Genomic DNA, 23,322 nt, shown 5'->3' on the forward strand with positions numbered 1-23,322 from the left:
GCCGGCCGCCCGGCCCGCGACGGCCCTTCAGTGGTCCGCCACCAGCACCGCCACGCCCGTGACCCGGCCCGCCGCCAGATCCGCGAGGGCCTCGTCGGCCCGGCTCATCCGGTACGGGCGGACGCGCACGACCGGCGGGTGGCGCGCCGTCTCGGCGAGATAGGCGCGGCCGTCCGCCCGCGTGTTGGCGGTGACGCTGCGCAGCGTGCGTTCCTGGAACAGGTGCCGCCCGTACTCCAGGGCCGGGATGTCGCTGAGGTGGATCCCGGCCACGGCGAGCGTGCCGCCGCGGTCGAGCGCCGCGAGGGCCACCGGTACGAGGTCGCCGGCCGGGGCGAAGAGGATGGCCGCGTCGAGGGGTTCGGGCGGCGGGTCGCGCGCGTCGCCCGCCGAGGCCGCGCCGAGTTCGAGGGCGAGGCGCCGGGCACGCTCGCCGCGCGTCAGCACATGGACCGTGGCGCCGCGGGCCCTCGCCAGCTGGGCGGTCAGATGGGCGGAGGCGCCGAAGCCGTAGAGGCCGAGCCGGCCGCCGGGCGGCAGTGCGGCCCGCTCCAGCGCGCGGTAGCCGATGATGCCCGCGCACAGCAGGGGAGCCAGCTCCTCGTCGGGAGGCCCCTCCGGGAGGCGATAGGCGAAGCGGGCGTCGACGACGGCGTGGTCGGCGTAGCCACCGTGGAGGTCCCAGCCGGTGTAGCGGGAGGCGGGGCAGAGGTTCTCCCGGCCGGCCAGGCAGAAGCGGCAGGTACCGCAGGTGCCCGCGAGCCAGGCGGCGCCGGCCCGGTCACCGGGCGCGAAGCCCCGGACCTCCGGCCCGGCGGCCAGCACCCGGCCCACGATCTCGTGCCCCGGCGTGCACCCGGGCAGGTGCGGTGGCAGGTCGCCCTCCGCGAGGTGCAGATCCGTCCGGCACACCCCGCAGGCGCCCACCTCGAGCAGCAGCTCGGCCGGGCCCGGGTCGGGCGGGGCGCGGCGCACCCGGCGCAGCGGACGCTCCGCGGCCGGAGCCGGATGGTCGACCACCCAGGCCCGTCCCGCCTCGTGCGTGGTCATCGCGCTCACCTCCGCTCCCTCCACCGTGCGCCGGGGACGCGGGCCCGGCAACGCGCGGGGCGGGGGAGCCGGCCGGTACGCCCGGGACGTGCGGGAACGGCGCACGGCGGGACACGCCGCGTACACCGGGTACACCATGCGGACCGGGCGGACCGGGCGGACCGGGGCGCTCCGGGCCACCGGAAAGGGGCCGCGTGTCCCCGTGCGCGGCCCCGTCCGGCCCCCGCGCGGGCCGCCGCCGCGCGGCGAGACTGGGCACAGCCCGGTCGGACATCCGTCCCGCGCCCGTCCCCCGCGCCGGGCTCCCGCCGGGGCCGCCGGATCCGGAACGCCGACCCCGCCCCGGCGGCCCGGCGGGACACTGGAGACAGGACCGGCCCGGAACAGGACCGGCACGGGCGACGGAGGCGGTCGCGATGGAGCCCGCACCCATCACCGCAGGACTCGACGGATCACCCGAGAGCCTGGCAGCCGCCGAGTGGGCGGCGGCGGACGCGGCCCGGCGCGGGCTGCGCCTGCGGCTGCTCCACGCCTGGATCCTCCACGCCCCCGAGCCCGCGGACGTCCCGCCGGAGCGGGACCGCGACTACTGGGCGAAACGCGTCGTGCGCGCCGCGCACGACGCGGTCGGCGCGCGCTTCCCCGGCCTGTCCGTCACCGAGGACATCGTCGCCGACGAACCCGCCGCCGCCCTGCTGACGGCGGCGTCGGAATCGGCGGAGGTGGTGCTGGGCTCGCGCGGCCTGGACCGCCTGGAGAGCTTCTTCCTGGGCGACGTGGCCCTCCATGTCGCCGGCCGGGCCGCGTGCCCGGTGGTGCTCGTACGGGCCGGGATGTCCCCCGAGGCCCCCGCGCCCGGCCCCGGCCCCGCCCACGACGAGGGCGAGGGCGAGGTCGTGCTGGGCCTGGGGACGCACCGCCCGGCGCACGACCTCCTGGACTTCGCCTTCACCGCCGCGGCGGCGCGCGGGGTGCCGCTGCGCGTGCTGCACGGCCGCCCGCTGCCCGTCCAGGCGTACGCGCCCTGGGGCGTCGACCCGGACGTCGCCCAGGAGATCACGGAACACGTGGAGCTGGAGGTCAGGGAGGCCCTGCGCCCCTGGCGCGAGCGGCGCCCGGACGTGACCGTGATCGACGTCGTCGCGCTGGAGAGCCCGGCGAAGGCCGTCGTCCGCGCGGCGCGGGGCGCCGACCTGCTCGTCGTCGGCCGGCGCCGGGACCGCCCGGCCCTCACGCCCCGGCTGAACGGGGTCGCCCAGGCCTGCGTCCACCACGCCCCGTGCCCGGTCGCGGTGGTGCCGCACGACTGACGCCGGACGGGCCTCAGCGCCGCAGGTCCCCGCTGTGGACGTAGCGCAGCCCGCAGCCGTCCTCGTACGGGTCGCCGTCGTCGCCGAAGATGGACAGGATCGGCTGCATCGGGAGCCATGTCAGGCCCAGGAGCCAGCGCTGCACGGCCCGCCAGAAGCGCGGGCGGCCCGCGTCGTCGGCGCGCACCACGCGGATCATGCACAGGAACTTGCCCACCGTGGTGCGGAACAGCACGGCTCCCAGCACGTGGTGGACGAAGGAGATGCCGAAGAACCCGATGGCGGCCCAGGTCCAGTAGGTGCCGGTGCTCTGGCCCTCCGAGAGCCGTACGGCGATGCCGAACCCGCCGAAGAAGGTGATCATGCCGTCGATGAAGGAGGAGAGCCAACGGCGCATGTCCCCGACCTCGCGGGGGACGTGGGGAGCCGGCGGGAAGGGCTGCTGGGGGTGGGGGTGGGCGTACGGGTGCTGCTGCTGGTACGGGTCTCCCTGCTGCTGGTAGGGCTGCTGATACGGCTGCTGCTGGTAAGGGTGCTGCGGAGCGTACGGCTGCTGGGGCGCGTACGGCTGTTGCGGCGGATATGGCTGCTGTGGAGCCTGGTGGTGCTGAGGATCGATCACGGGGTGTCATCTTGCTGTATTCGTGTGACAGCTGATGCACAGGTTGATATATGACCGGTATCGAACCCTAGTGGTGGAACGCCGTCGTCAGGCGTTCCGGGCGGGACAGCGGGGCCGGCTGGGCGTGGAGTTCCGGAAGGACGGCCACGAGGTCGTCCATCAGCAGGTCGGCCAGGTCGTGGGAGAAACCGTTGCGGCAGACGATCCGCAGGACCGACAGGTCCTGACGGTTCGGCGGGAACGTGTAGGCCGGTACGAGCCAGCCGCGCTCGCGCAGGTGCCGGGAGACGTCGAACACGTCGAAGTCCGTCACGTCCTCCGCCGTGGTGAAGGCGAACACCGGCAGCTCGTCCCCCCGCGTCAGGAGGCGGAACTCCGGCAGGTCGCCGATGCGGCGGGCGAGCGAGCGGGCCACCTCGCGGGCGTTGCGCTGCACGGCGCGGAAGCCGTCGCGGCCCAGGCGCAGGAAGGTGTAGTACTGCGCGGCGACCTGGGCGCCGGGGCGCGAGAAGTTCAGGGCGAACGTCGGCATGTCGCCGCCCAGGTAGTTGACACGGAAGACGAGCTCCTCCGGCAGCGCCGCCCGGTCCCGCCAGAGCGCCCAGCCCACCCCGGGGTAGACCAGGCCGTACTTGTGCCCGGAGGTGTTGATGGAGGCCACGCGCGGGAGCCGGAAGTCCCACACCAGGTCCTCGTCCAGGAAGGGCGCGACCAGCGCCCCGGACGCGCCGTCCACATGGACGGGGACGTCCAGGCCCGTGCGCTCCTGGAGGTCGTCGAGGGCCGCGCAGAGTTCGGCCACCGGCTCGTAGGAGCCGTCGAAGGTGGAGCCGAGGACGCCGACGACGCCGATGGTGTCGGCGTCGCACTGTTCGGCGGCCGCCCGCGGGTCGAGGTGGTAGCGGTCGCCCTCCATGGGGACCTGGCGCGCCTCGACCTCCCAGAAGTTGCAGAATTTGTCCCAGCAGACCTGGACGTTGCTGCCCATCACCAGGTTGGGGCGGGCGCCGGCCGACGGGTAGCGGTCGGCGTTGGCGAGGGCCCAGCGGCGCTTGAGGGCGAGCCCGGCGAGCATGCACGCCTCGCTCGAACCGGTGGTGGAGCAGCCGACGGCGGCGGCCGGGTCGGGGGCGTGCCACAGGTCGGCGAGCATCGCCACGCAGCGCTGCTCCAGCTCGGCCGTGCGCGGGTACTCGTCCTTGTCGATCATGTTCTTGTCGCGGCACTCGGCCAGCAGCACGTCCGCCTGGGGCTCCATCCAGGTGGTGACGAACGTGGCCAGGTTGAGCCGGGAGTTGCCGTCCAGCATCAGCTCGTCGTGGACGAACTGGTAGGCGGCGTGCGGCGGCATCGGTCCGTCCGGCAGGCAGTGGCGCGGCGGCTCGGCCGTCATGTCGGCCACGGGGTCGGCCTCGCCGTAGAAGGGGTTGAGGGCGTAGCCGCGCCCGCCCGCCCGTTCGTGTTCGCCCCGGTGCAGCGGCATCCGCCCGTACCTCCTCGGCCGTTCCCGGGACGGGGCCGTCCCGGCCGGCCGCGCTCCCGCGTACTCCTGTCCCCACTGTGACCGAAAGGGCTCGGCGGCAGCCGCCGAACACGCCGGTGTCCGGGGGTGGGGCCCGCCCCACCCCCGGACTGAGGACCGCCGGATGGCGGTCCCGGCCGCCCGGCCGGAAGCATGAACGGCATGGCACTCACCGAACGGACCAGGACACCCCGGCGCACCCGGGGCCGCCGGGCGGCGGCCCCGCTGATCGCCCTGCTGCTGTGCGCGGGGACGTCCGCGGCCGCCGTCGCACAGCCCGCCGCGGCGCTCCCGGCCGGCGGCGGGACCGCCGGCGGCGACCCCGTACCGGCCCTCACCCGCGCCGCCCACCCCCTGCGTACCACCGAACCCGTGGGCGACCGGCGGGACCTGCGGCCGCTGGGCCGCATGGTCGGGGACGCCGTGGTCGTCGGGCTGGGCGAGGCGACCCACAGCTCGCACGAGTTCTTCACCACCAAGCACCGCGTGCTGCGCTACCTCGTCGAGGAGAAGGGGTTCACCGCCTTCGCGCTGGAGGCGCCGTGGAGCACCGGAGTCCGGCTCAACGACTACGTCCTGCACGGCGAGGGCGACCTCGGGCAGATCATGAAGGAGGAGTTCCAGCGCGACTACGGCTTCTGGAACACCGCCGAGTACCGCGACCTCATCGCCTGGATGCGGGAGTACAACACGCGCCACGCGCGGAAGGTCCAGTTCGTGGGCGACGACATCGGCTACGCCGGGCCCCAGCCCTTCGACGCCGTCACCCGCTACGTGGACCGGCACCACCCCGACCTCCGCGACCGCTTCGCCGCGCTCTACCGCGGCCAGCGCCCGGCGGACGGCACCGGCGTCGGGGAGCACATGCGCCGCTACCTCGCCAAGCCCCTGGCCGAGCGGAAGGACATGGCCGACCGGGCCCGCCGGGCGCTCGACCTGCTCGGCGCGCGGCGGCCGGACGGGGACCGGGCGGAGTACGACCTCGTCGTGCAGCACGCCCGGAACATCGCCCAGGTCGCCACCGAGTACGCGTTCGACCTGAACGACGACGCCGACATCGCGCGGGCGATGCGCTACCGCGACGAGCAGATGGCCGCCAACGTCGCCTGGTGGCAGCGGCACACGGGCGGCAAGATCCTGCTCTCCGCGCACAACGCGCACGTGGCGTACACGAGCGACAGCCCCGCCCAGTACCCCCGGATGCAGGGCGCCTTCCTGCGGGACCGGCTCGGCAAGGGCTACGTCAGCGTCCGGACGACGTTCGGCGCGGGCTCGTTCAACGCGACGACCGACCCGGAGGAGTCGAAGGTGGAGGTCTGCACGGTCGGCCCCGCCGAACCCGGCAGCAACGAGCACACCCTCGACCGGGTGCCCTACCGCGACTACATGCTCGACATGCGCACCGCCCCCGCCGAGGCCCGTGCCTGGCTGAACGTCGCCCGGCCCACCCGCAACATCGGCACCGCCTACCCCGTGCCGCTGTACCGGACCGCGCTCGCCCCGTCGTACGACATCCTGATCCACCTCCACCGGATCGGCGCGGCCCGGCTGCTGCCCGGCACGACCGGCTGACGGCACCGCCCTCCCACCACAACCGCCTCTACCACAACCCCCGCCCTCCCGCACAGCCTTGGCCGATGCTGGCGAGGGCGGGGAACGCTGGTCCATGCTGGCGTGATGAACGATGAATCCCTGGAGCACTGGGCGCGCCGGCGCGAGGCGGACCGGGAGCGCAAGGTGGGCCGGCTGCGGGCCATCACGCTGGGCCCGGGCCCCCACCGCGGCGCCCATGTGCGCCCGGACGCGCCGCGCCTGATCGTGCGCTGGGACGGCTACGCGTGGCGGCCGGTGGCGGTCGTGGACGATCTGGCCGCCGCCAGGGAGATCATCGGCCCGTCAGGTGCCTCCGGCGAGCGGCCGGCGGAATGGGACCGTCCCGCCCCGGACCCCGGGACGGGACGGCACCGCAGGCACTCGGGCACGGAGCGCCGGGAGGACTGAGCGGACCGGGGGCGGCTCAGCCCCCGGCGCCCTCCTCGGCGGGCGCCGCCTCGCCGGTGGCCTCGGCCTCGCCCTCGGCGGGAGGCGCCGCGGCGCCCTCCTCCGCCTCCTCGACCTCTTCCTCCGCCACCGGCTCGGTCTGCGCGGCGACCACCTGGAGGAGGGCCGTGCTGCCGTCGACCGCCAGGGTGCAGCCGCGCGGCAGCTCCACGTCCTCGGCGCGGACACAGTGGCCGGCCTCCAGACCCTCGATGGAGACGGTGAACCCCTCCGGGATGTGGGTCGCCTCCGCCTCCACGGGCAGCGCGTCGAGCATGTGCTCCAGGAGGTTTCCGCCCGGCGCGAGTTCGCCCTCGGTGTGCACGGGGACGTCCACGGTGACTTTCTCGCCCCGTTTCACGGCGAGGAAATCCACATGGACGAGAAATCCCTTGAGCGGGTCCCGCTGGACCGCTTTGGGAAGGACCAGTTCGCCTTTTCCTTCGATGTCCAGGCGAATGAGGACGTTCGGCGTCTTGAGCGCCATCATCAGGGCGTGCCCGTCCAGCGCCACGTGCTTCGGGTCGGCGCCGTGGCCGTAGATGACGGCGGGAACCCTGTTCTCGCGGCGGGTGCGCCGGGCGGCACCCTTGCCGAAGTCCGTACGCTTACTGGCGCTCAGCTTTACCTCGGCCATGACGGGCACTCCTCGTAGGCAGGCGACGCCGCGAGTGTAACCAGCCGGAGAAGCCGGACGGTTCGCCCTTACTCCGTTCGGCCCATCGCCGGGTGTCGCCGTAATTCCCCGGCCCCTTTCCCCTGCGTTTCCCACCGGCTCCCGCCGACCGGAAACGCGTCGGCGCGACGCTCATGGCAGGCCGCCCGCGCGCGGGGGACACGCGCCGGAGCGTGCCCCGGCCGCCGTGCTTCCGGCCGGCGGGCGCGGCGGGTGCAGGTCCCACGGGCGGCGGGAAGCCATCCGGGGCGCGCCCCACGCGCCAGGAGAGATGAGGGGGCACCTTGCCGGACATCCGCCTCGGACCGCCGCCGGAACGCCCCGGACTCGGCGAGTTCCCCGCCGTCGTCGAACCCCCGATCAACGACATCCCCGGGCCCCCCGCCCCGCCCGGCCCCGCGCACGCCGTGCCCTGGGAGCCCGTGCCCGTCCCCTCCGGCCGGGAGCTGCTGGAGCGCGCGGCCCCCGTCGTGCTCGCCGACGAGCGGGTCCGGGCCGTGCTCGACGGCCACCCCTGCGATCTCCTCGGCGCGAGCCGCCTCGCCGACGACAGGGACCGGACGACGCCCGCGCTGCTGGTCCTCGTCCACGACCGCACCACCGGGCGCGCGCTGGAGGTCACCGTCGAGGACGGCCCCGAGCCGCGCGTCACGGACGTGGCGGAGAGCCAGGGCGGGCCCCCGCTGTCCGCGGCCGAGGCCGAGCGGGCCGTCGCGATCGCCCGGGCGCACCACCCGGCCGCCCGGGAAGCGCCGGCCGACTGGGTGCCGATGGTGCTGCTCACCAGCGACGTCCGTGAGGGCGACGAGCACCACGGCCGCCGCCGGGCCTATGTGGGCCTCGGCCCGCCCGGCAGCCGGATGCCCGTGGTGCGGATGGTCGTCGACCTCGGCGAGGAGCGGGTCCTGGGCGGAGAGGGGAAGCGCGATGAGTGAGTCCGGGCGGGTCTCCTGGCCGGCCGACGCGCCGCTGTGGACCTTCGACTGGCGGCTCGCGGACGCCCCCGACGAGGAGGGCATCGTCATCCTGGGCGCCGCCTACCGGGGCCATCAGGTCTTCGCCAAGGCCAGTCTGCCGTCGCTGCGGGTGCAGTACAGCGGCCCGTGCGGCCCGTACAAGGACCCCCTCAACTACGACAACTCCCGCCCCACCAGCCGCTGTCCGAACAGCCGCGTGTGCGTCTACTCCTACACCAGCGGCGGACTGCGGGCGGTGAGTGTGGAGTCGTACCACGTCATCAGCGCCTACCGGCTGACGCACCGCTGGGTCTTCTGGGAGAACGGCGTGGTGATGCCGCGGCTCTTCAGCGCCGGCATCCAGTGCCCCTACGACCACCGCCACCACTCCTACTGGCGGCTCGACTTCGACATCGACGGCTCCCGCCGCGATCTGCTGCTGGAGTACAACACGTACACCGGCGACGAGGGCTGGGGCGCCGGCTGGCACCCGTTCGGCACCGAGACCAACCGGGTGAAGAACCCGCCCTCCCGGCGCAGCTGGGCCGTGCTCGACGTGGACAGCGGCCGCGGCTACCACCTCCTGCCGGGCGCGGGCGACGGTACGGCCGACGCCTTCTCCGCCTCCGATCTGTGGCTGCTGCGCTACCGCGGCACCGAGGACCGCTACGGCCGGCAGGGCACCGCCGGCGACGACGGCCTGGGCGCGTACCTCGGCGGGGAGGACGTCAACGGCCAGGACCTCGTCGTCTGGTACTGCGGCCACCTCTTCCACCGCGTCGCGGAGGGCGGCGACGACTGGCACGCCGTCGGCCCCGACCTGATCCCCTTCGGCCCCTGGTGAGCGGGGGCCGCCTCACACCCGGTCCGCGGCGATGAGCAGGTACTGGAGGCCGCCCTCGGCGTACGCGGCGAGGAACGCCTCCTCGATCCCGGTGCGCAGGGGCGAGCGGGCGCGCAGCTCCCAGTAGGGCATCGCCGCGGCCGTCAGGTCGGCGACCTCCACGGGCGCGAGCCCGTGGGCCGCCAGCGCCCGGAAGTAGTCGCCGCGCGCGTGGACGCCGCAGAGGTAGTGCCGGTCGATACGGGCCACGGCCGGCGAGCGCCGGCCGAGGGCGTCGTTGGCGCAGCCGGTGACGCACACATAGCGCCCGCCGAGCGGCAGCAGACGGGTGAACTCCCGGAAGAGCGCGGCGAGGTCGACGTACATGGTGGTCTCGTTGGTCCACACGGCCCGGTAGCGGCCGTCGGGGAAGCCGGTGTCCAGCATGTTGCGGTGGTGGAAGCACACCTGGGACCGGCAACCCCGCTCCCGTGCCCGGTGGTTGGCGACGTCGACCCAGCGGTCGGAGAGCGACACCCCGTCGACGCGGCAGCCGAACCGCTCGTGGGCCAGGAAGGCCGTGCAGCCGCGCCCCGGGCCGACGTCCAGCAGCCGGTCCTCGGGCCCGACGTCGCCGATCCGGTCGAGCAGGGCCGTGGCCTGGGCGGTCTCCAGCCGGTGGAGTTCGTCGAGGACGCGGTCGTCGCGGGTCCCGGGCGGGCCGTCGAGCACGGACGGGTCGTAGGGGCCGAGGCCGTAGTGGTGGTGGTAGAGGTCGCCCGCGTCGCCGAGGAGCACATCGGCCCGGCCGGCCCGGGCCGGCTTCCACCAGGGGACGGCGTGCCGGCGGCGGGCGTGGGGGAGGCTCTGTTCCTTCCGGGGGATCTCCATGCCACTGTTCGCTTTCTCTGACTTGATGGTGGATTTCCGCTTTCGCCCCGGTACCACCTCTACTGGACACCACGACGGCGCGCCGCCGGGAGGCGCACTCCGGGGCGAACAGGCGTACCCGGTGCATTCGGCCGCCCGTGCCGTACGCCCCCACGCCCCGCCCGGCCGCCCCTCCGCGGGGACCCGGCGGGGATGCGGTGGGCAGTCAGTGGGCTGCTTCCCCGGGCGCCGGCCAGTGGGCTGCTTCCCCGGGCGCCGGCGAGAGGAGGACCCGCAGCCCGCCGCCCGTGCCCGGCAGCGGCGGCAGCGTCGCCGCCCGCCAGCCGCGGGCGTATCCGGGCACGGCCCGGCCGTCCTCGACCAGCACCGCCACCGGCCGGCTCCGGGCGGTCCGGACGAGCTCCGGCACGGTGATGCTGCCGTCGTGCCCGCTCGTCTGCCGCGACGAGCAGCCCGCCCGGAAGGCGACGCGCACCGCCTCGGTCCCGGTGACGACGCACGGCGGCCGCACCCCCTGCCGGCGCAGCGCGGCGGCGACGCGGTCGAGGGCGGCGTGGGCGGCACCGCTGCGGGCGACGGCCCGCTCCAGGACCCGGTACTGGATCGCGGAGTGCGCGAGCAGCCCGCCCGCGAGCGCCGCCGCGACCGCCGCGCGCGGCCACGGCCGGCGCGGGGCCGTGACCAGCGCGGCCAGGCACACCGCCACGGGCAGCGACAGCAGCGCGTAGGCGGGGAGCAGGAACCGGGGCGCCGCGTAGTCGATCAGCTGGTACGGGACCGCCGTGACCGGCCCGGCGAGCGCGGGCACCAGCACGAGGCCGAGCCGGCGGGCGCGGGCCGCCGCCACCAGCCCGCCGGCCGCCAGGACCGGCAGCGCGAACCACCAGGCGGCCGTGACGGGATGACGCCACGGCACGTCGCAGGGCCGGCACAGGGAGCGGCCCTCCAGGGCGCGGACGTGGTCGTCCAGGGCGAGGTGGGCGCCCATGCCGCCCTGGATCTCGGCCGCCCGGTGCAGCCGGGCCGCGAGGCCGCCGTAGCGCGCGTACGCCTCGATCGCCCACCCGCAGCCGCCCGCCGCCAGGCCGGCGGCCAGGGCGGCGAACACGACGGGCCGCCGCCAGGACCGTACGCACACGGCCGTCGCGGTCAGCGCCACGACCAGGGCGACCGCGTCGGCCGGGCGCATGAGGGCGGTGAACGCGACCGCGACCGCCAGGCCGGCCGGGGCGTGGCGGTCGCCGGGGTCGCGCACGGCCCGCAGGAAGCAGCCCGTGGCCGTCAGGGCGCCGAAGGCCACCCAGAGGTTGGGCATGGCCAGGGGACCGTAGAAGAGGGTGATCCACAGTCCGCCGAAGAGCGCGCCGGCGGTCGCGAGCACCGGCGGCCCGAACAGCGTGCGCCAGACGCGCAGGGAGAGCAGGAGCCCCAGGCCCGACAGCACGGCGAGCCAGATCCGCAGGGCGGTGACCGAGCCGGTCAGCACGGTGACGGGGGCCACGAGCAGAGTGATGCCCCGGGCCCGGGGCGCGCTGAAGAAGGCGGCCGGGGCCTGCCGCGAGACCTGGCTGACGTACACGGTCTCGTCCCAGCCGAGGCCGACGCCGGGCACGACGAGGACCAGCTGGGCGAGGGTGAACGCGACGGCGACGACGGCCGGCCAGGGCAGGGCTGCCGCCGCCGCGCCCGCGCCCCGGCCGGCCACCGTGCCGCGCTCCCGGCCGGCCGCCGGGCCGGGAGCGAGGGGTGCCGATCTCATGCGAACCTCATGCCGGCCTCATGGGGCCACGATCCGCCGTCCGCGGCCGGCGCGCGACGCGGGCGGGGCGGCCGGCCGAACGCCCGGCCGCTCGTGGCGCGCGGTCAGCCCAGCAGCGATCCGAGCAGGTCGCCCACCAGGTTGCCGAGGCCTCCGACCACGCTGCCGACGGTGTTGACGAGTCCGCCGAGCAGGTTTGTCACGGAACCGAGCAGTCCGCCGGCGCCGTTGTGGTGCTCGTGGTGCTCGTGGCCCCGGCCGTCGTGGTCGTGCCAGCCGCCCTCGTGGCCGTGGCCGTGCTCGTGGTCGTGACCGTGCTCGTGGTCGTGACCGTAGTCGTGACCGTGACCGTAGTCGTGCCCGTGGCCGCGGCCGTGCTCCCGGCCGTGGTCGTCGTCGTGGTCCGCGCGGTCCTTGGCGAGGCGGGCCATGGCCCCGACCGCGTCGAGCGTCGAGGTGGAGACGGCGTCGAGGTCAGGCCGCTCGGCGCCGGCCTGCCGGGACAGGCCGGCGCGGGCCCGGCCGAGGTCCTCCAGGTGGCCGCCGACGGTCGCGCAGTAGCTCCGCCGCCGCGCGTCGGGGGCCGTCTCGGCCCGGCAGGCCGCCGCGGTCGAGTTCGCCTGCCGGGTGATGAGGTTCTCGTCGATGGCCTTGACGCCCTTGGCGGAGGCCTCGCGCACCGCGGCGGCCGTGGGTGGGCGCTCGGCGACGCGGGCGCTCGCCGGGCCGGGCGCGGGGGAGACCGCGCCGGCCGCGACGACGGGTCCGGTCAGCCCCAGGACGAGCGCGCCGCAGGCGAGCCCGGAGGCGAGGAGACCGGATCTTCGGGAGGTACTCATGGGACCTACTCCTTCGAGCGGGGGGATCTTCACGATCACCCTGCGGCGGGCGAGGTGACCCCGCAATCCGGAGGAGTCTGACTGGGCACCAGGTGACACAGGGTCAGCCGAACGTCAGCCGAACGCCGGTCAGTACAGCGGTTTGTCGACAAATCAATCCGGTGGGCGGGGCCGGACCGGGCCCCGCCCACCGGGCGTCGTCAGACCTCCAGGTCGCCCTCGATGCGCCGCAGTTGGTGGCGCGCCATCGCGAGGTTGGCCCGTTTGCCGTCCAGGACGAGGTAGAGGAAGAGGCCCTGGCCGCCGCGCCCGGTCAGCAGCCGGATCAGGTGGTACTGGCCGCTGAGGGTGATGAGGATGTCCTCGATGCTGTCCTGGATGTTCAGCATCTCCATGGCCCGCAGCTTGGCCCGTACGACGTCGGTGTTGCCCGCGGCCGCGACGTTCAGGTCGAGCGACTGGGACCCGCCCAGGGTGCCGAGCGCCATGCCGCTGCCGTAGTCGACGAGGGCCACGCCGAGAGCTCCGTCGATCGAGCTCATCGCGTCCTTGAGGGCCGTTTCGGTGTTCGCCATGAGTGTGTGTCGCTTCCTCGTGGATGGGTGTCGGGATCGGATGGATGTCGGTTGGGGTGGATGTCGTGGATCGGATGGTGGGGAAGGGATAGGGGGAGGGGAGGGGCCCGCCGGCTCACGGTTGCCGCTGGCGCTCCAGGGCGGCCCCGGCCAGCGCGGCGATGCGCGTCCCGGCCCGGCGCGCCTCCAGGTTCAGCCGGCCCACGTTGGCATCGGCCGAGGCCAGCAGGGTCAGCACGCACGAGCCGCCGGCCGCGTAGGTGGCGACGTAGCCGCGCTCGCCGCTGACGATCAGTTCGCGGAAGCCGCCGTGCCCCACCGCGTCCGCCAGCCGGGCGCCCACGCCCAGCGCGGCCGCGGTGAGGGCGGCCACGCCGTCGGGTTCCATGTCGGTCACGACATGCGCGATCACCAGCCCGTCCGTGCTCGCCACCAGCGCACCCGTCAGGTGCGGTACCCGGACACGTAACCCCTGGAGCTCGGCGAGCACCTCGGGTGCGGCGGTCATCGACTGTCTCCTTCCGGTGAGCTGCCTCAAGGCGCGCCTCATCATGAGATCGGGTGGACCCGGCCGGGGCACGGTGCGGTCGCGGGACGGATCGGGGTCACAGGGCCTCCAGGGCGTCGCGGATCCGGTACAGGAGCGAGATCTCCGGAGCGCAGGCCGCCACGGTGGCCCGTGGTGGGGGCCCGCCGCGCGGGGCGTCCCGCGGCGGGGTGCGGACCAGGCCCGCGGCGGCCAGCCGCCGGACGTCGAGGAGCGTGGCGAAGGCCGAGCGGCCCAGCGCGCCCGCGATCTGCACCGGGGTGCGGACCCCGTCGGCCGCCTGGAGGACCGCGCGCCGGCCGCCCGTCGGCCCGGCCGCGCCCCGGCCCGCCGGCAGGGCCCCGGGCACCGGCACCACCGGCGCCGTGTCCACCTCGGGCCACGGCCAGGCCCGGCGCAGCAGCTCGCGGCGCCGGCGCACCTCCCGCTGGAGCAGCGGTACGGGCACCGGGCGGACCGGGCCCAGCCAGTGCCGGGCCTCCGCGAGGAAGCGGTGCGGCGCGCGCTGGGGTCCCTCCGGCGGGGGCAGCACGAAGTACGCCGCGTCGAAGAGGGTGCTCAGATGGCACAGCTCCAGCTCGCCGCGGGTGAGCCGGCCGCGCTCGACCAGCAGCCGGCCGGCCCGGTATCCGGGGCCGCCGTCCGCGACGGCCTCCGCCCACTCCTCGGCCGTCAGCCGGCCGCCCGCCGTCAGCCGCCGGCCGACGTCGGGGACCACGGGGCTCTCGGCGTGCGCCACGGCGCCGTCGGCGAGGTAGAGCGCGCCGGTGCCGCCGTGCAGCGCGCCCGTCGCCCCGGCGGCGGCCAGCCGGGCGAGTGCGGCGGTCCCGGGGTCCGCGCCGGTGGCGGCCGGGGTGACGGCGCTCATGACAGCACCAGCCGGGCCGTCAGGTCCTTGAGCCGGAACAGCGCCACCGCGAGATTGGCCTCGGCGCGGTCCAGCCATACGTAGAGGAAGACGCTGCTGTCGAACGCCGTCTCCACGAACCGCATCAGGTGGTAGCTGCCCCGGGCCGTGACGACCAGGTCCTCCACCGGGCCGGGCCGGGCGGCCCGGGTGAACGCGCCGTTCTCGAAGGCGAGTCGCGCCAGTTCGGCGGCGTCCGCCGCCGCCGTCTCGTGGTCGCCCTCCGGCCCCTCGCCCACCGCCCCCAGGGTGAGCCCGCTGGTCCAGTCCACGAGGCTCACGCCCCGGGCACCGGGAATGGTCATGGCCTCGGTCAGGCACCCGTCGATACCGGTCACACGGTCCTCTCCAGTAGCGCGCGGCGGCAGGGCGACGCCGCGACTCCGTACGGGTGTCTCGATCACCGCCGGCGTGTCGCCTGCGACGGAAGGTATTCGAAAACGGCGGTGTCCGGTGAGGGTTTGGCATTTTCTCCGGGCACATGTGGGGGGTTCGCGCAGGTCAGGGCGGCCGCTGGATGGCCGAATTCCGCTGCTCCTACATCGAAGGATGTAGACCCGTTTCATCTCCGCTTACGAGGTCTGTCGCACTGTGCGCGCCCGAGGATGAAGGGAAACGACCGCAAACGATCGCTTCGGAGGATTCCATGTCGGACATCGCGCGGACGACCCCCGGCACCCCGGCCGGAAGCCCGTCCGGGACCCCGGCCGGAACTGTCCCCGGAGCCGGGCCCGGAGCCGTCCCCGGAGCCGGGCCGGGGACCGCCGCCGGCCCGCCGGGGCGGCTGCCGCTCCTCGACGTGCTGCGCGGCACGGCCATCCTCGGCACGCTCATGACCAACGTCTGGATCTTCGCCGGGCCCGGGGCCGAGTGGGGCATACTCTCCGCCTCCAGCTCCACGGAGGGTCCCTCGCTGCGCCGCCTGTTCACCGAACCGAGCCTGCCCCACGCCGTCGAGGGCGTCCTCCGCTTCCTCGCCGACGGCAAGTCCCTGGCCATGCTCACCCTCCTCTTCGGCGTGGGACTGGCCATCCAGCACGCCTCCGCCACCCGGCACGGCCGCCCCTGGCCCGGTCGCTACCGGCGCCGCGCGCTCTTCCTCCTCGCCGAGGGCACGTTCCACTTCGCCCTCGTCTTCGCCTGGGACGTCCTCATGGGCTACGCGGTCACCGCGCTCCTCGTGGCCCGGCTGCTCAACCGGAGCGACCGGGTACGGAACGCGGTGATGTGGACGGCGGCGGGCCTCCACGTCGCCCTCATGTCCCTGCTCACCCTGGCCACCTTCGCCTCGTCGTCCTCGTCCGGCTCCTCGGGCTCCTCCGGCTCGTCCGGATCCTCCGCCGACGGGCCCAGCGCGACGGTGGTGGACCTCTATGCCCACGGCGGCTACCTCGACCAGGTCCTCTTCCGCCTGCGGAACGCCGGCGTGCTGCGCATGGAACCGGTGCTCTCCTTCGGCCTGCTGGTCTTCCTCTTCCTCCTCGGCGTACGGCTGTACCGCGCCGGTGCCTTCGGCTCCGACGCCACCGGACGGAGCCTGCGGGCCCGTATGCTCCGCTGGGGCCTCGGCCTGGGGCTCCCGCTCAACCTCGCCGCCTCCCTGGCCGGCCCCGACTTCTTCCTCGTCGGCCGCTACGTCGCCGCCCCCCTGGTGGCCGTCGGCTGCATCGGCGTCATCGGCCTGCTGACCGACCGGCCGGTCCGGCAGGGGCCGGTCGCGCGGGGCCTCGCCTCGGTCGGCCGGACCGCCCTGTCCTGCTACGTCGCCCAGAACCTGCTGTGCATGCTGGCCTGTTACGGCATCGGCCTGGGACTGGCGGCCCGCCTGGAGGGCACCGGCCCGTGGTGGGTCGTCGGACTGTGGGCGGCGGTCTGCCTGCTGCTCATGGCGGGATCGCGGCTGTGGCTGCGCCGCTTCCCCACCGGTCCGCTGGAGCTGTTCCAGAAGCGGCTGCTGCGCACCTGAGACCCGCCGCGGGCCGCGGGCACGGCGGAACGCCCGTACGGTGCTCGACGCCTGGGGCGCCGGGGGAAAGAGGAACCGGAGGTGGGTCGCGTGTTACTCAGAACTCTCTCAAATCACTTGTCCCACCTCCCGGCGCGCCCGCAGGATCGACCTCGCGGGCCGGGGACCCCCAACAGCCCGCGCATCGTGACTCGTTGGGGGACGGGGAGGAAGACGTGAACCGTCGCAGCGCCATCAGAGCCATCGCCACCCTGGGTACCGCCGCCGTCCTCGCGGGCGGCACCGTCACCACCGCCACCGCGGCCACCGGCGCCGCGTCCGGCGCCGCGCGCACCGCGCCGACCGCCACGCCCGCCGCCTACGCGAAGTACCTCGCCTCCTCGCGGGAGGAGGGCGCGGGGCAGGCCCTGAAGGAGTTCAAGAAGCTGTCGCCCGACCGGCAGCGGAAGTACCTCGGCTACCTCGACGACCCGAAGGTGCTGCGGGCGTTGCTGCAGGAGACGACGCGGGCCGGCGCCGCCGAGCGTTCGACGTCGCTGTACAAGGGCGACATCGTGCTGGAGACCAAGCACCAGGCCGCCTTCGCCCCCGGCGCCGTGAACGACCTGCGGGCCGGCGGCAAGCTCTCCCGTGGCACCTGGGAGTCCTGGTACGAGGTGTCCCAGAAGATCCTCGGCGTCACCGTGACCAAGCTGAAGGTGTGGGTGAACTACTACACCGACGGCAACCGGATCCAGCGGGTCAACTTCGCCGACGGCGCCAAGCGCAACTTCAAGGCTCTGACCGCGTCTCCGTGAATCCGCAGGTCGGCATGGGGAACGCAAGATCGTTTCACCGGGGTGTTCTGCTCCGTGACGACCAAGACGATCGAGGATGTGCTGTTCCCCGGGATCGGTGTGCGGGTGGGGAGCGTGGTGGAGTCCTCCGGAGGGCTCGTGGTGGAAGCGGTGGCCGTCGGTCGGCCGGGCCGTTGCCCGGACTGCCGGGCCAGCGCGAGGCGAGTGCACAGCTCGTACCACCGTCGGCTTGCCGAACGGCCCTTGGGGCCGCGGCAGGTCGTGGTCCGGCTCAAGGTCCGCAGGTTCTTCTGCGACCGGAAGTCCTGTCCGCGCCGGACCTTCGCCGAGCAGGTCGCCGGCTTCACCGAGCGGCACCGACGGATCTCTGTGGGGCTGAAGCAGCGGTTGCACGCGGTGGCCGTCGAGCTCGGCGGGCGCCCTGGCGCCCGTCTGTGCGGGAAGGTGCAGCTGAAGGCCGGGCGGACCCTGCTGCTGGGGTTGTTGCAGGCCCCGCCGGTGCCCGCACGGGCACCGAGAGTTCTCGGGGTTGATGACTTTGCTCTGCGGCGCCGGATCCGGTACGCAACTGTGCTCATCGACGTGGAAGCCAGCCGGGTGGTGGACGTACTGCCTGACCGCACGGCGGAGACTCTCGCCGACTGGCTGGCCCAGCACCCCGGTGCCGAGATCATCTGCCGGGACCGGGCCAGCGCCTACACCAAGGCCATCCGGAAGGCCGCACCCCACGCCCTGGAAGTCGCCGACCGATGGCACCTGCTCCAGAACCTCTCGAACGCACTGGAGAAGACATGCCACCAGCACCGCAGCTGCCTGCGGAAACACGCGGAGAACGAAGCAAGGCCCTCCCCGCCGACGATCGAGCCACTGCAGGAGCTGCCCCGGACCGCGATGGTCGAACGGACCCGCCACCGCTACGAGGACATCCACCGGCTCCTGGACGAGGGCATGGCGGTCAACGCCGTCGCCCGCCGTCTGGAGCTGGACCCCAGGACGGTGCACAAGTACAAGAAGACGCCGCTCGAGGACCTGCTCGCCTCGGCAGCCAACCGCCGGCCGAGCACCGGCATCTCGCCGTTCAAGCCCTACCTCCATCTGCGTCTGCTGCAGCTCGGCAGCAAGGCGGTCGGCGCACAGCTTCACCGCGAACTCTGCGAACGCGGCTTCCGCGGCCACGTGAGGACCGTCGAGCGATACCTCGCACGCTTCTCCATCGGCGAGGCCGAAACCGTCCACGCCCCCATGCCCAGCCCCAGCACGATCGCCGCCTGGGTCACCCGGCTCCGCGAGACCCTCACCGACGAGGAGGAGGCCCAACTGCTCCGCGTCCGGCTCGCATGCCCGGACATCACCCGGGCATGCGACCTCACCTGGGCTTTCCTGGACATCACCCGAAACCGACGCGGCACCGTCCTGATGGAGTGGATCCACCAGGCCGTCCAGGATTCCCCCAAGCCGATGCGGGGCTTCGCCAACTCCCTCCTCCAGGACTTCGACGCCGTCACCGCCGGCCTCACCCTGCCGTGGAGTTCCGGCGTCGTCGAAGGTCATGTAAACCGCATCAAAACCCTCAAAAGGGCCATGTACGGAAGGGCTACATTCAAGCTCCTCCGCACCCGAGTCCTCACCCACCACTGACTTCACGGAGACGCGGTCAGAGCCAACTTCAACGCCGCCGTCTCCATCTCCATGAGTGTGCCCAAGGCGTGGCAGGACGGCTCGTACGCCCACGGTTCGGTCAACTGGGAAGGCAGCATCATCTACAAGGGCTTCGGCATACAGATCGACAAGCGCCAGGAGGTCTGGCCAATGAGTACGGCTACCGGGGCGGGTACCTGAAGAACATCTGACCTCGAACGAGGGAGGCCGCATGACCATGACCGCCAAGACGGTCCTCACCGTACTGACCGTGATCCTCGCGGTGCTCGTGGCCCTAGCCGTCGGCGGGTTCGCCCTCTTCGCCTCCGACGGGGGCGAGGGCGGCGGCGGCGACCACAAGATCAGCGGGGCGCCCGCGGCAACGGTCGCGGTCGCGCTCGCGGGGAAGGGGGCCACGGCATGAGGCAGTCCGCCGCCACCGGCCGGCAGAAGGCGGCCATCACCGTGCTGGCCGTACTGATCGTCCTGATCCTCAACGGGATGGCGCACAACATCACCTGGTGACCCGGGTGTACGAGGAAGGGCCCCCGCACACACCGTGCGGGGGCCCTTCCTCGTACCGGATCTCCGTCAGACCGCGAGCTCGTCGCGGACCTCGCGGAACGCCGCGACCGTGCGCAGCACGTCCTCGCGCGAGTGGGCCGCGGAGAGCTGGACGCGGATGCGGGCCTTGTCCTTGGGCACGACGGGGTAGGAGAAGGCGATCACGTAGATGCCCTTCTCCAGCAGCGCCGCGGCCATCCGGGCGGCCAGCGCGGCGTCGCCGACCATCACCGGGCTGATCGCGTGCTCGCCGGGCAGGACGTCGAAGCCCGCGGCGGTCATCTCCTTGCGGAACAGCGCGGTGTTCTCCCGCAGCCGGGCCCGGCGGTCGCCGGACTCGGTCAGCAGCTCCAGGACCCGCAGCGAGGCGCCGACGATGGAGGGGGCCAGGGAGTTCGAGAAGAGGTACGGGCGCGAGCGCTGCCGCAGGATCTCCACGATCTCGGCGCGGGCGGCCACGTAGCCGCCGCTGGCGCCGCCGAGCGCCTTGCCGAGGGTGCCGGTGATGATGTCGACCCGCTCGGTCACGCCGAACAGCTCCGGGGTGCCCCGGCCCTCCTCACCGACGAAGCCGACCGCGTGCGAGTCGTCGACCATGACCAGGGCGCCGTAGCGCTCGGCGAGGTCGCAGATCTCGTCCAGCGGCGCGATGTAGCCGTCCATGGAGAACACGCCGTCGGTGACGATCAGCTTGTGGCGGGCGCCGGACGCCTCCTTGAGGCAGCGCTCCAGGTCGGCCATGTCACGGTTGCGGTAGCGGAAGCGGGCCGCCTTCGACAGGCGGATGCCGTCGATGATGCTGGCGTGGTTGAGCTCGTCGGAGATCACCGCGTCCTCGGCGCCGAGCAGCGTCTCGAAGACACCGCCGTTGGCGTCGAAGCAGGAGCTGTAGAGGATGGTGTCCTCGGTGCCCAGGAACTCCGAGATGCGCCGCTCCAGCTCCTTGTGCGGCGACTGGGTGCCGCAGATGAAGCGCACGGAGGCCATGCCGAAGCCCCACTCGTCGAGCGCGCGCTTGGCGGCGGCGATGACGTCGGGGTGGTCGGCGAGGTCGAGGTAGTTGTTGGAGCAGAAGTTGACGACCCGGCCGTCGGCGACGCTGATGGCGGCGGACTGCGGGCTGGTGATCACGCGCTCGGACTTGTAGAGGCCGGCGTCGCGGATGCCCTGCAGCTCGGTGCGCAGGTGCTCGCGCATGCTGTACACGGGGGACTCCTCGTCGTGTGGTCGGGGCTGCGTCAGGGGAGGGTCGGCCGGGTCCAGTCGATGACGACCTTCCCGCACTGGCCGGAGCGGGCGGTGGCGAACGCCTCCGCGTGCTGCTCGAAACCGAAGCGGTGCGTTATCACCGGGGAGATGTCGAGGCCGCTGCGCAGCAGGACCGACATCGCGTACCAGGTCTCGAACATCTCGCGGCCGTAGATGCCGCGCAGGGTGAGCATGCGGGTGACGACGGTGGCCATGTCGATGCTCACGTCGCCGGCGGGCAGGCCGAGGGCGGCGATGCGGCCGCCCGGCGACATGGTGGCGATCATGTCCTGGAGGGCGTCGGCGCGGCCGGACATCTCCATGCCGACGTCGAAGCCCTCGGTCATGCTGAGCTCCGGCATGACGTCGGCGATGCGGCGGGCGGAGACGTCGAGGGCGACGGTGGCGCCCATCTTCTCGGCGAGCGCGAGCCGGTAGGGGCTGACGTCGGTGATGACGGTGGAGCGGGCTCCGGCGTGGTTGGCCACGGCCGCGGCCATCATGCCGATGGGGCCGGCGCCGGTGATCAGCACATCCTCGTTGAGGACGGGGAAGGAGAGGGCCGTGTGCACGGCGTTGCCGAACGGGTCGAAGATCGCGGCGACGTCGATGTCGATCTCGTGGCGGTGGACCCAGACGTTCGACTCCGGCAGCACCACGTACTCGGCGAAGGCGCCGTCGGTGTTCACGCCCAGGCCGACGGTGCGGATGCACAGGTGGCGGCGGCCGGCCATGCAGTTGCGGCAGGTGCCGCAGACGAGGTGGCCCTCGCCGCTGACGATGTCGCCGGTCTTCACGCCGGTCACGCCGGGGCCGGTCTCCACGACCTCGCCGGCGAACTCGTGGCCGAGCACGAGCGGGGCGCGGACCACGCGGGCCGCCCACTCGTCCCACGCGTCGATGTGCAGGTCGGTACCGCAGATGCCGGTGCGCAGCACCTTGATCAGCACCTGTCCGGCGCCTGCCCGCGGCGTCGGTACCTCGGTCAGTTCGAGACCGGGTGCGGCGGTCGTCTTCACCAATGCCCTCATGAGGGATCACTGTGACGCCTGGGGACTGTGAAGTCCATCAACGTTTTACGAGGCTGCCTGTGAAGTCGTGCTTCATGATCTGGGACACTGGACACATGATCGACCCCCGCCGCCTGCGGGTGCTGCGCGCCCTCGCCGAGCACGGCACCGTCACCGCCGCGGCCCACGCCCTCTACCTCTCGCCCTCCGCGGTCTCCCAGCAGCTGGCGGCCCTGGAGACCGAGACCGGGCACACCCTGCTGGAGCGGCGCGGCCGCACCGTCCGGCTCACCGCCGCCGGCAGCGTCCTCGCCCGGCACGCCACGGAGATCGCCGCCCAGCTCGAACGGGCCGAGGCCGACCTCGCCCGCTGCTCGACCGGACTGGCCGGCGAGGTGGCCGTCGCGGCGTTCGCCACCTCCATCACCGAGGTCGTCGCCCCCGCCGTCGCCACCCTGCGCGAGCGCGCGCCCCAGGTACGGGTGCGCGTCAAGGACGCCGAGGGGCACACCAGCGCCCGGCTGCTCATGGACGGCGAGGTCGACATCGCCGTCGCCGTCGAGCACCGTGACTCGCTCGGCGCCATGGACGGACAGCTGCTGCGCACCCCCCTCTACGCGGAACCCTTCGACGCGGTGCTCCCGCCCGGTCACCGGCTCGCGGGGGCGGCCGAGGTCGACCTCGCCGAGCTGCGCGACGACCTGTGGATCACCCCGTGGCCCGGCAACCCCGTCCACGAGGCCGTCGTACGCGCCTGCGAGGAGGCACGCTTCCAGCCCCGCGTGGAGTGCCTGTCGGACGACTTCTCCGCCGTCTGTGCCCTGGTGGCCGTGGGCGCGGGCGTCGCCCTCGTGCCCCGCTCGGCGCTGCACGGCATCCGCCCGGCCCTCACCCCGGCCGTCCTGCCGGTCCGGGGCCCGGGCCCCACCCGCAGGGTCTTCACGGCGGTGCGCCGGGGCAGCGAGAGCCACCCCCTGCTGCGGCTCGCCCTGGACGCGCTGCGGGCCCAGGCGGCGGTGCTCACGACCTGAGGGCGGGAGCCGCCGGTCCGGCGGTCGGTCCGGCGGTCGATGCGGTGGCCGATCCGGCGGTCGATGCGGTGGCCGATCCGGCCGGTTTTCCGGCAGGGCCGGAATGCGCGCGCCGCCGTTCGCCGCCCCGGCGCCCGGACGGCACGATGGGTGCGGTTCCGCCCGGAACACCGGGAACACCGGGAACGCCAGAACGACGACCGCTGGAGCACCGCATGATCTTCATCGCCGTGAAATTCACCATCCGCCCCGAGCGCAGCGAGCGGTGGCTCGAGGACGTCGCCGAGTTCACCCGCGCCACGCGCGAGGAGCCGGGCAACCTCTTCTACGAGTGGTCGAAGAGCGTGGACAACGAGCACGAGTACGTGCTGCTGGAGGCCTTCGCGGACGGCGCGGCGGGCGAGGCGCACGTGAACTCCCAGCACTTCAAGGACGCCATGGCGTGGATGCCCGACGCCGTCGCCGAGACGCCGAAGATCATCAACGTCGAGGTGCCGGGCAGCGACTGGTCGGCGATGGCCGAGGTCCAGCCGCGCGGCTGATCCTCGGCC

The 23,322-nt window shown here is 73.8% G+C and carries 25 protein-coding genes; 12 read left to right on the forward strand and 13 right to left on the reverse strand.

The window, feature by feature from the left end; all coding sequences use genetic code 11:
* Positions 1-27: 27 nt before the first annotated feature.
* On the reverse strand, positions 28-1,050 hold the full coding sequence (locus tag AC07BS_RS07880; RefSeq protein WP_478644056.1) for a zinc-dependent alcohol dehydrogenase family protein: 1,023 nt from the start codon (positions 1,048-1,050) through the stop codon (positions 28-30).
* 416 nt (positions 1,051-1,466) lie between these two features.
* Here AC07BS_RS07880 and AC07BS_RS07885 point away from each other — a divergent pair, with 416 nt between their 5' ends.
* A complete protein-coding gene (locus AC07BS_RS07885) occupies positions 1,467-2,360 on the forward strand; it encodes a universal stress protein (protein WP_478930892.1) in 894 nt (297 codons plus the stop codon).
* A gap of 13 nt (positions 2,361-2,373) precedes the next feature.
* On the opposite strand, the gene AC07BS_RS07890 is transcribed toward AC07BS_RS07885, so the two are convergent.
* A complete protein-coding gene (locus AC07BS_RS07890) occupies positions 2,374-2,982 on the reverse strand; it encodes an RDD family protein (RefSeq protein WP_478930894.1) in 609 nt (202 codons plus the stop codon).
* Positions 2,983-3,049: 67 nt separating this feature from the next.
* On the reverse strand, positions 3,050-4,465 hold the full coding sequence (gene gad / locus AC07BS_RS07895; RefSeq protein WP_478930896.1) for a glutamate decarboxylase: 1,416 nt from the start codon (positions 4,463-4,465) through the stop codon (positions 3,050-3,052).
* Positions 4,466-4,666: 201 nt separating this feature from the next.
* Here gad and AC07BS_RS07900 point away from each other — a divergent pair, with 201 nt between their 5' ends.
* A complete protein-coding gene (locus AC07BS_RS07900; RefSeq protein ID WP_478930898.1) occupies positions 4,667-6,076 on the forward strand; it encodes an erythromycin esterase family protein in 1,410 nt (469 codons plus the stop codon).
* A 105-nt stretch (positions 6,077-6,181) separates the two neighbouring features.
* Entirely contained in the window at positions 6,182-6,505 is a 324-nt protein-coding gene (locus AC07BS_RS07905; protein ID WP_478644047.1) for a DUF6087 family protein, read from the forward strand.
* Between the two features lie 16 nt (positions 6,506-6,521).
* Here the strand turns inward: AC07BS_RS07905 and AC07BS_RS07910 are convergent, their stop codons facing one another.
* Complete coding sequence (locus AC07BS_RS07910) at positions 6,522-7,181, reverse strand: 50S ribosomal protein L25/general stress protein Ctc (RefSeq protein WP_478930901.1); 660 nt, start codon at positions 7,179-7,181, stop codon at positions 6,522-6,524.
* 323 nt (positions 7,182-7,504) lie between these two features.
* Between AC07BS_RS07910 and AC07BS_RS07915 the strand changes: the two genes are divergently transcribed.
* Both AC07BS_RS07915 and AC07BS_RS07920 read left to right on the forward strand, forming a co-directional pair.
* Positions 7,505-8,155: a hypothetical protein gene (locus tag AC07BS_RS07915; RefSeq protein ID WP_478644044.1), complete on the forward strand. Its 651-nt coding sequence runs from the start codon at positions 7,505-7,507 to the stop codon at positions 8,153-8,155.
* Entirely contained in the window at positions 8,148-9,020 is an 873-nt protein-coding gene (locus tag AC07BS_RS07920) for a hypothetical protein (RefSeq protein ID WP_478644043.1), read from the forward strand. The genes AC07BS_RS07915 and AC07BS_RS07920 overlap by 8 nt, the downstream gene beginning before the upstream one ends.
* Before the next feature lie 12 nt (positions 9,021-9,032).
* Here AC07BS_RS07920 and AC07BS_RS07925 read toward each other — a convergent pair whose 3' ends face one another.
* The 7 genes from AC07BS_RS07925 to AC07BS_RS07955 form a co-directional block, all read right to left on the reverse strand.
* The gene (locus tag AC07BS_RS07925; protein ID WP_478930903.1) at positions 9,033-9,890 is read right to left on the reverse strand and encodes an SAM-dependent methyltransferase; all 858 of its coding nucleotides are present in this window, start codon (positions 9,888-9,890) and stop codon (positions 9,033-9,035) included.
* Positions 9,891-10,095: 205 nt separating this feature from the next.
* The gene (locus AC07BS_RS07930; RefSeq protein WP_478930905.1) at positions 10,096-11,649 is read right to left on the reverse strand and encodes a hypothetical protein; all 1,554 of its coding nucleotides are present in this window, start codon (positions 11,647-11,649) and stop codon (positions 10,096-10,098) included.
* Between the two features lie 104 nt (positions 11,650-11,753).
* The gene (locus AC07BS_RS07935; protein WP_478930907.1) at positions 11,754-12,488 is read right to left on the reverse strand and encodes a hypothetical protein; all 735 of its coding nucleotides are present in this window, start codon (positions 12,486-12,488) and stop codon (positions 11,754-11,756) included.
* A 200-nt stretch (positions 12,489-12,688) separates the two neighbouring features.
* A complete protein-coding gene (locus AC07BS_RS07940; protein WP_478644036.1) occupies positions 12,689-13,063 on the reverse strand; it encodes a hypothetical protein in 375 nt (124 codons plus the stop codon).
* Between the two features lie 115 nt (positions 13,064-13,178).
* A complete protein-coding gene (locus AC07BS_RS07945) occupies positions 13,179-13,571 on the reverse strand; it encodes a roadblock/LC7 domain-containing protein (protein WP_478930909.1) in 393 nt (130 codons plus the stop codon).
* A 97-nt stretch (positions 13,572-13,668) separates the two neighbouring features.
* A complete protein-coding gene (locus AC07BS_RS07950; RefSeq protein WP_478930911.1) occupies positions 13,669-14,478 on the reverse strand; it encodes a transcriptional regulator in 810 nt (269 codons plus the stop codon).
* Positions 14,475-14,855, reverse strand: a complete 381-nt coding sequence (locus AC07BS_RS07955) for a hypothetical protein (protein ID WP_478644033.1) — start codon at positions 14,853-14,855, stop codon at positions 14,475-14,477. The genes AC07BS_RS07950 and AC07BS_RS07955 overlap by 4 nt, the downstream gene beginning before the upstream one ends.
* Before the next feature lie 308 nt (positions 14,856-15,163).
* On the opposite strand from AC07BS_RS07955, the gene AC07BS_RS07960 reads away from it, so the two are divergent.
* The 5 genes from AC07BS_RS07960 (at position 15,164) to AC07BS_RS07980 (ending at position 19,342) form a co-directional block, all read left to right on the forward strand.
* Positions 15,164-16,483 (forward strand): DUF418 domain-containing protein, encoded by a 1,320-nt coding sequence (locus AC07BS_RS07960; protein WP_478930913.1) that lies wholly within the window; start codon positions 15,164-15,166, stop codon positions 16,481-16,483.
* A 215-nt stretch (positions 16,484-16,698) separates the two neighbouring features.
* Entirely contained in the window at positions 16,699-17,280 is a 582-nt protein-coding gene (locus AC07BS_RS07965) for a hypothetical protein (RefSeq protein WP_478930915.1), read from the forward strand.
* Between the two features lie 150 nt (positions 17,281-17,430).
* Positions 17,431-18,918, forward strand: coding sequence for an ISL3 family transposase (locus tag AC07BS_RS07970; RefSeq protein ID WP_478931000.1), 1,488 nt, complete (start codon positions 17,431-17,433; stop codon positions 18,916-18,918).
* A 51-nt stretch (positions 18,919-18,969) separates the two neighbouring features.
* Positions 18,970-19,119, forward strand: a complete 150-nt coding sequence (locus tag AC07BS_RS07975; RefSeq protein ID WP_478930917.1) for a hypothetical protein — start codon at positions 18,970-18,972, stop codon at positions 19,117-19,119.
* Positions 19,120-19,150: 31 nt separating this feature from the next.
* Complete coding sequence (locus tag AC07BS_RS07980) at positions 19,151-19,342, forward strand: hypothetical protein (protein WP_478644028.1); 192 nt, start codon at positions 19,151-19,153, stop codon at positions 19,340-19,342.
* Positions 19,343-19,509: 167 nt separating this feature from the next.
* Here the strand turns inward: AC07BS_RS07980 and AC07BS_RS07985 are convergent, their stop codons facing one another.
* Positions 19,510-20,679 carry a glycine C-acetyltransferase gene (locus AC07BS_RS07985; protein ID WP_478644193.1) on the reverse strand — a complete coding sequence of 390 codons (1,170 nt, stop codon included), beginning with the start codon at positions 20,677-20,679 and terminating at the stop codon, positions 19,510-19,512.
* A gap of 41 nt (positions 20,680-20,720) precedes the next feature.
* Entirely contained in the window at positions 20,721-21,761 is a 1,041-nt protein-coding gene (gene tdh / locus AC07BS_RS07990; protein WP_478644027.1) for an L-threonine 3-dehydrogenase, read from the reverse strand.
* Between the two features lie 95 nt (positions 21,762-21,856).
* Between tdh and AC07BS_RS07995 the strand changes: the two genes are divergently transcribed.
* Entirely contained in the window at positions 21,857-22,771 is a 915-nt protein-coding gene (locus AC07BS_RS07995) for a LysR family transcriptional regulator (protein ID WP_478930920.1), read from the forward strand.
* 215 nt (positions 22,772-22,986) lie between these two features.
* Entirely contained in the window at positions 22,987-23,313 is a 327-nt protein-coding gene (locus AC07BS_RS08000; protein WP_478644022.1) for a putative quinol monooxygenase, read from the forward strand.
* Positions 23,314-23,322: the final 9 nt, after the last annotated feature.

This window comes from Streptomyces sp. NPDC044063 (genome assembly GCF_056434285.1).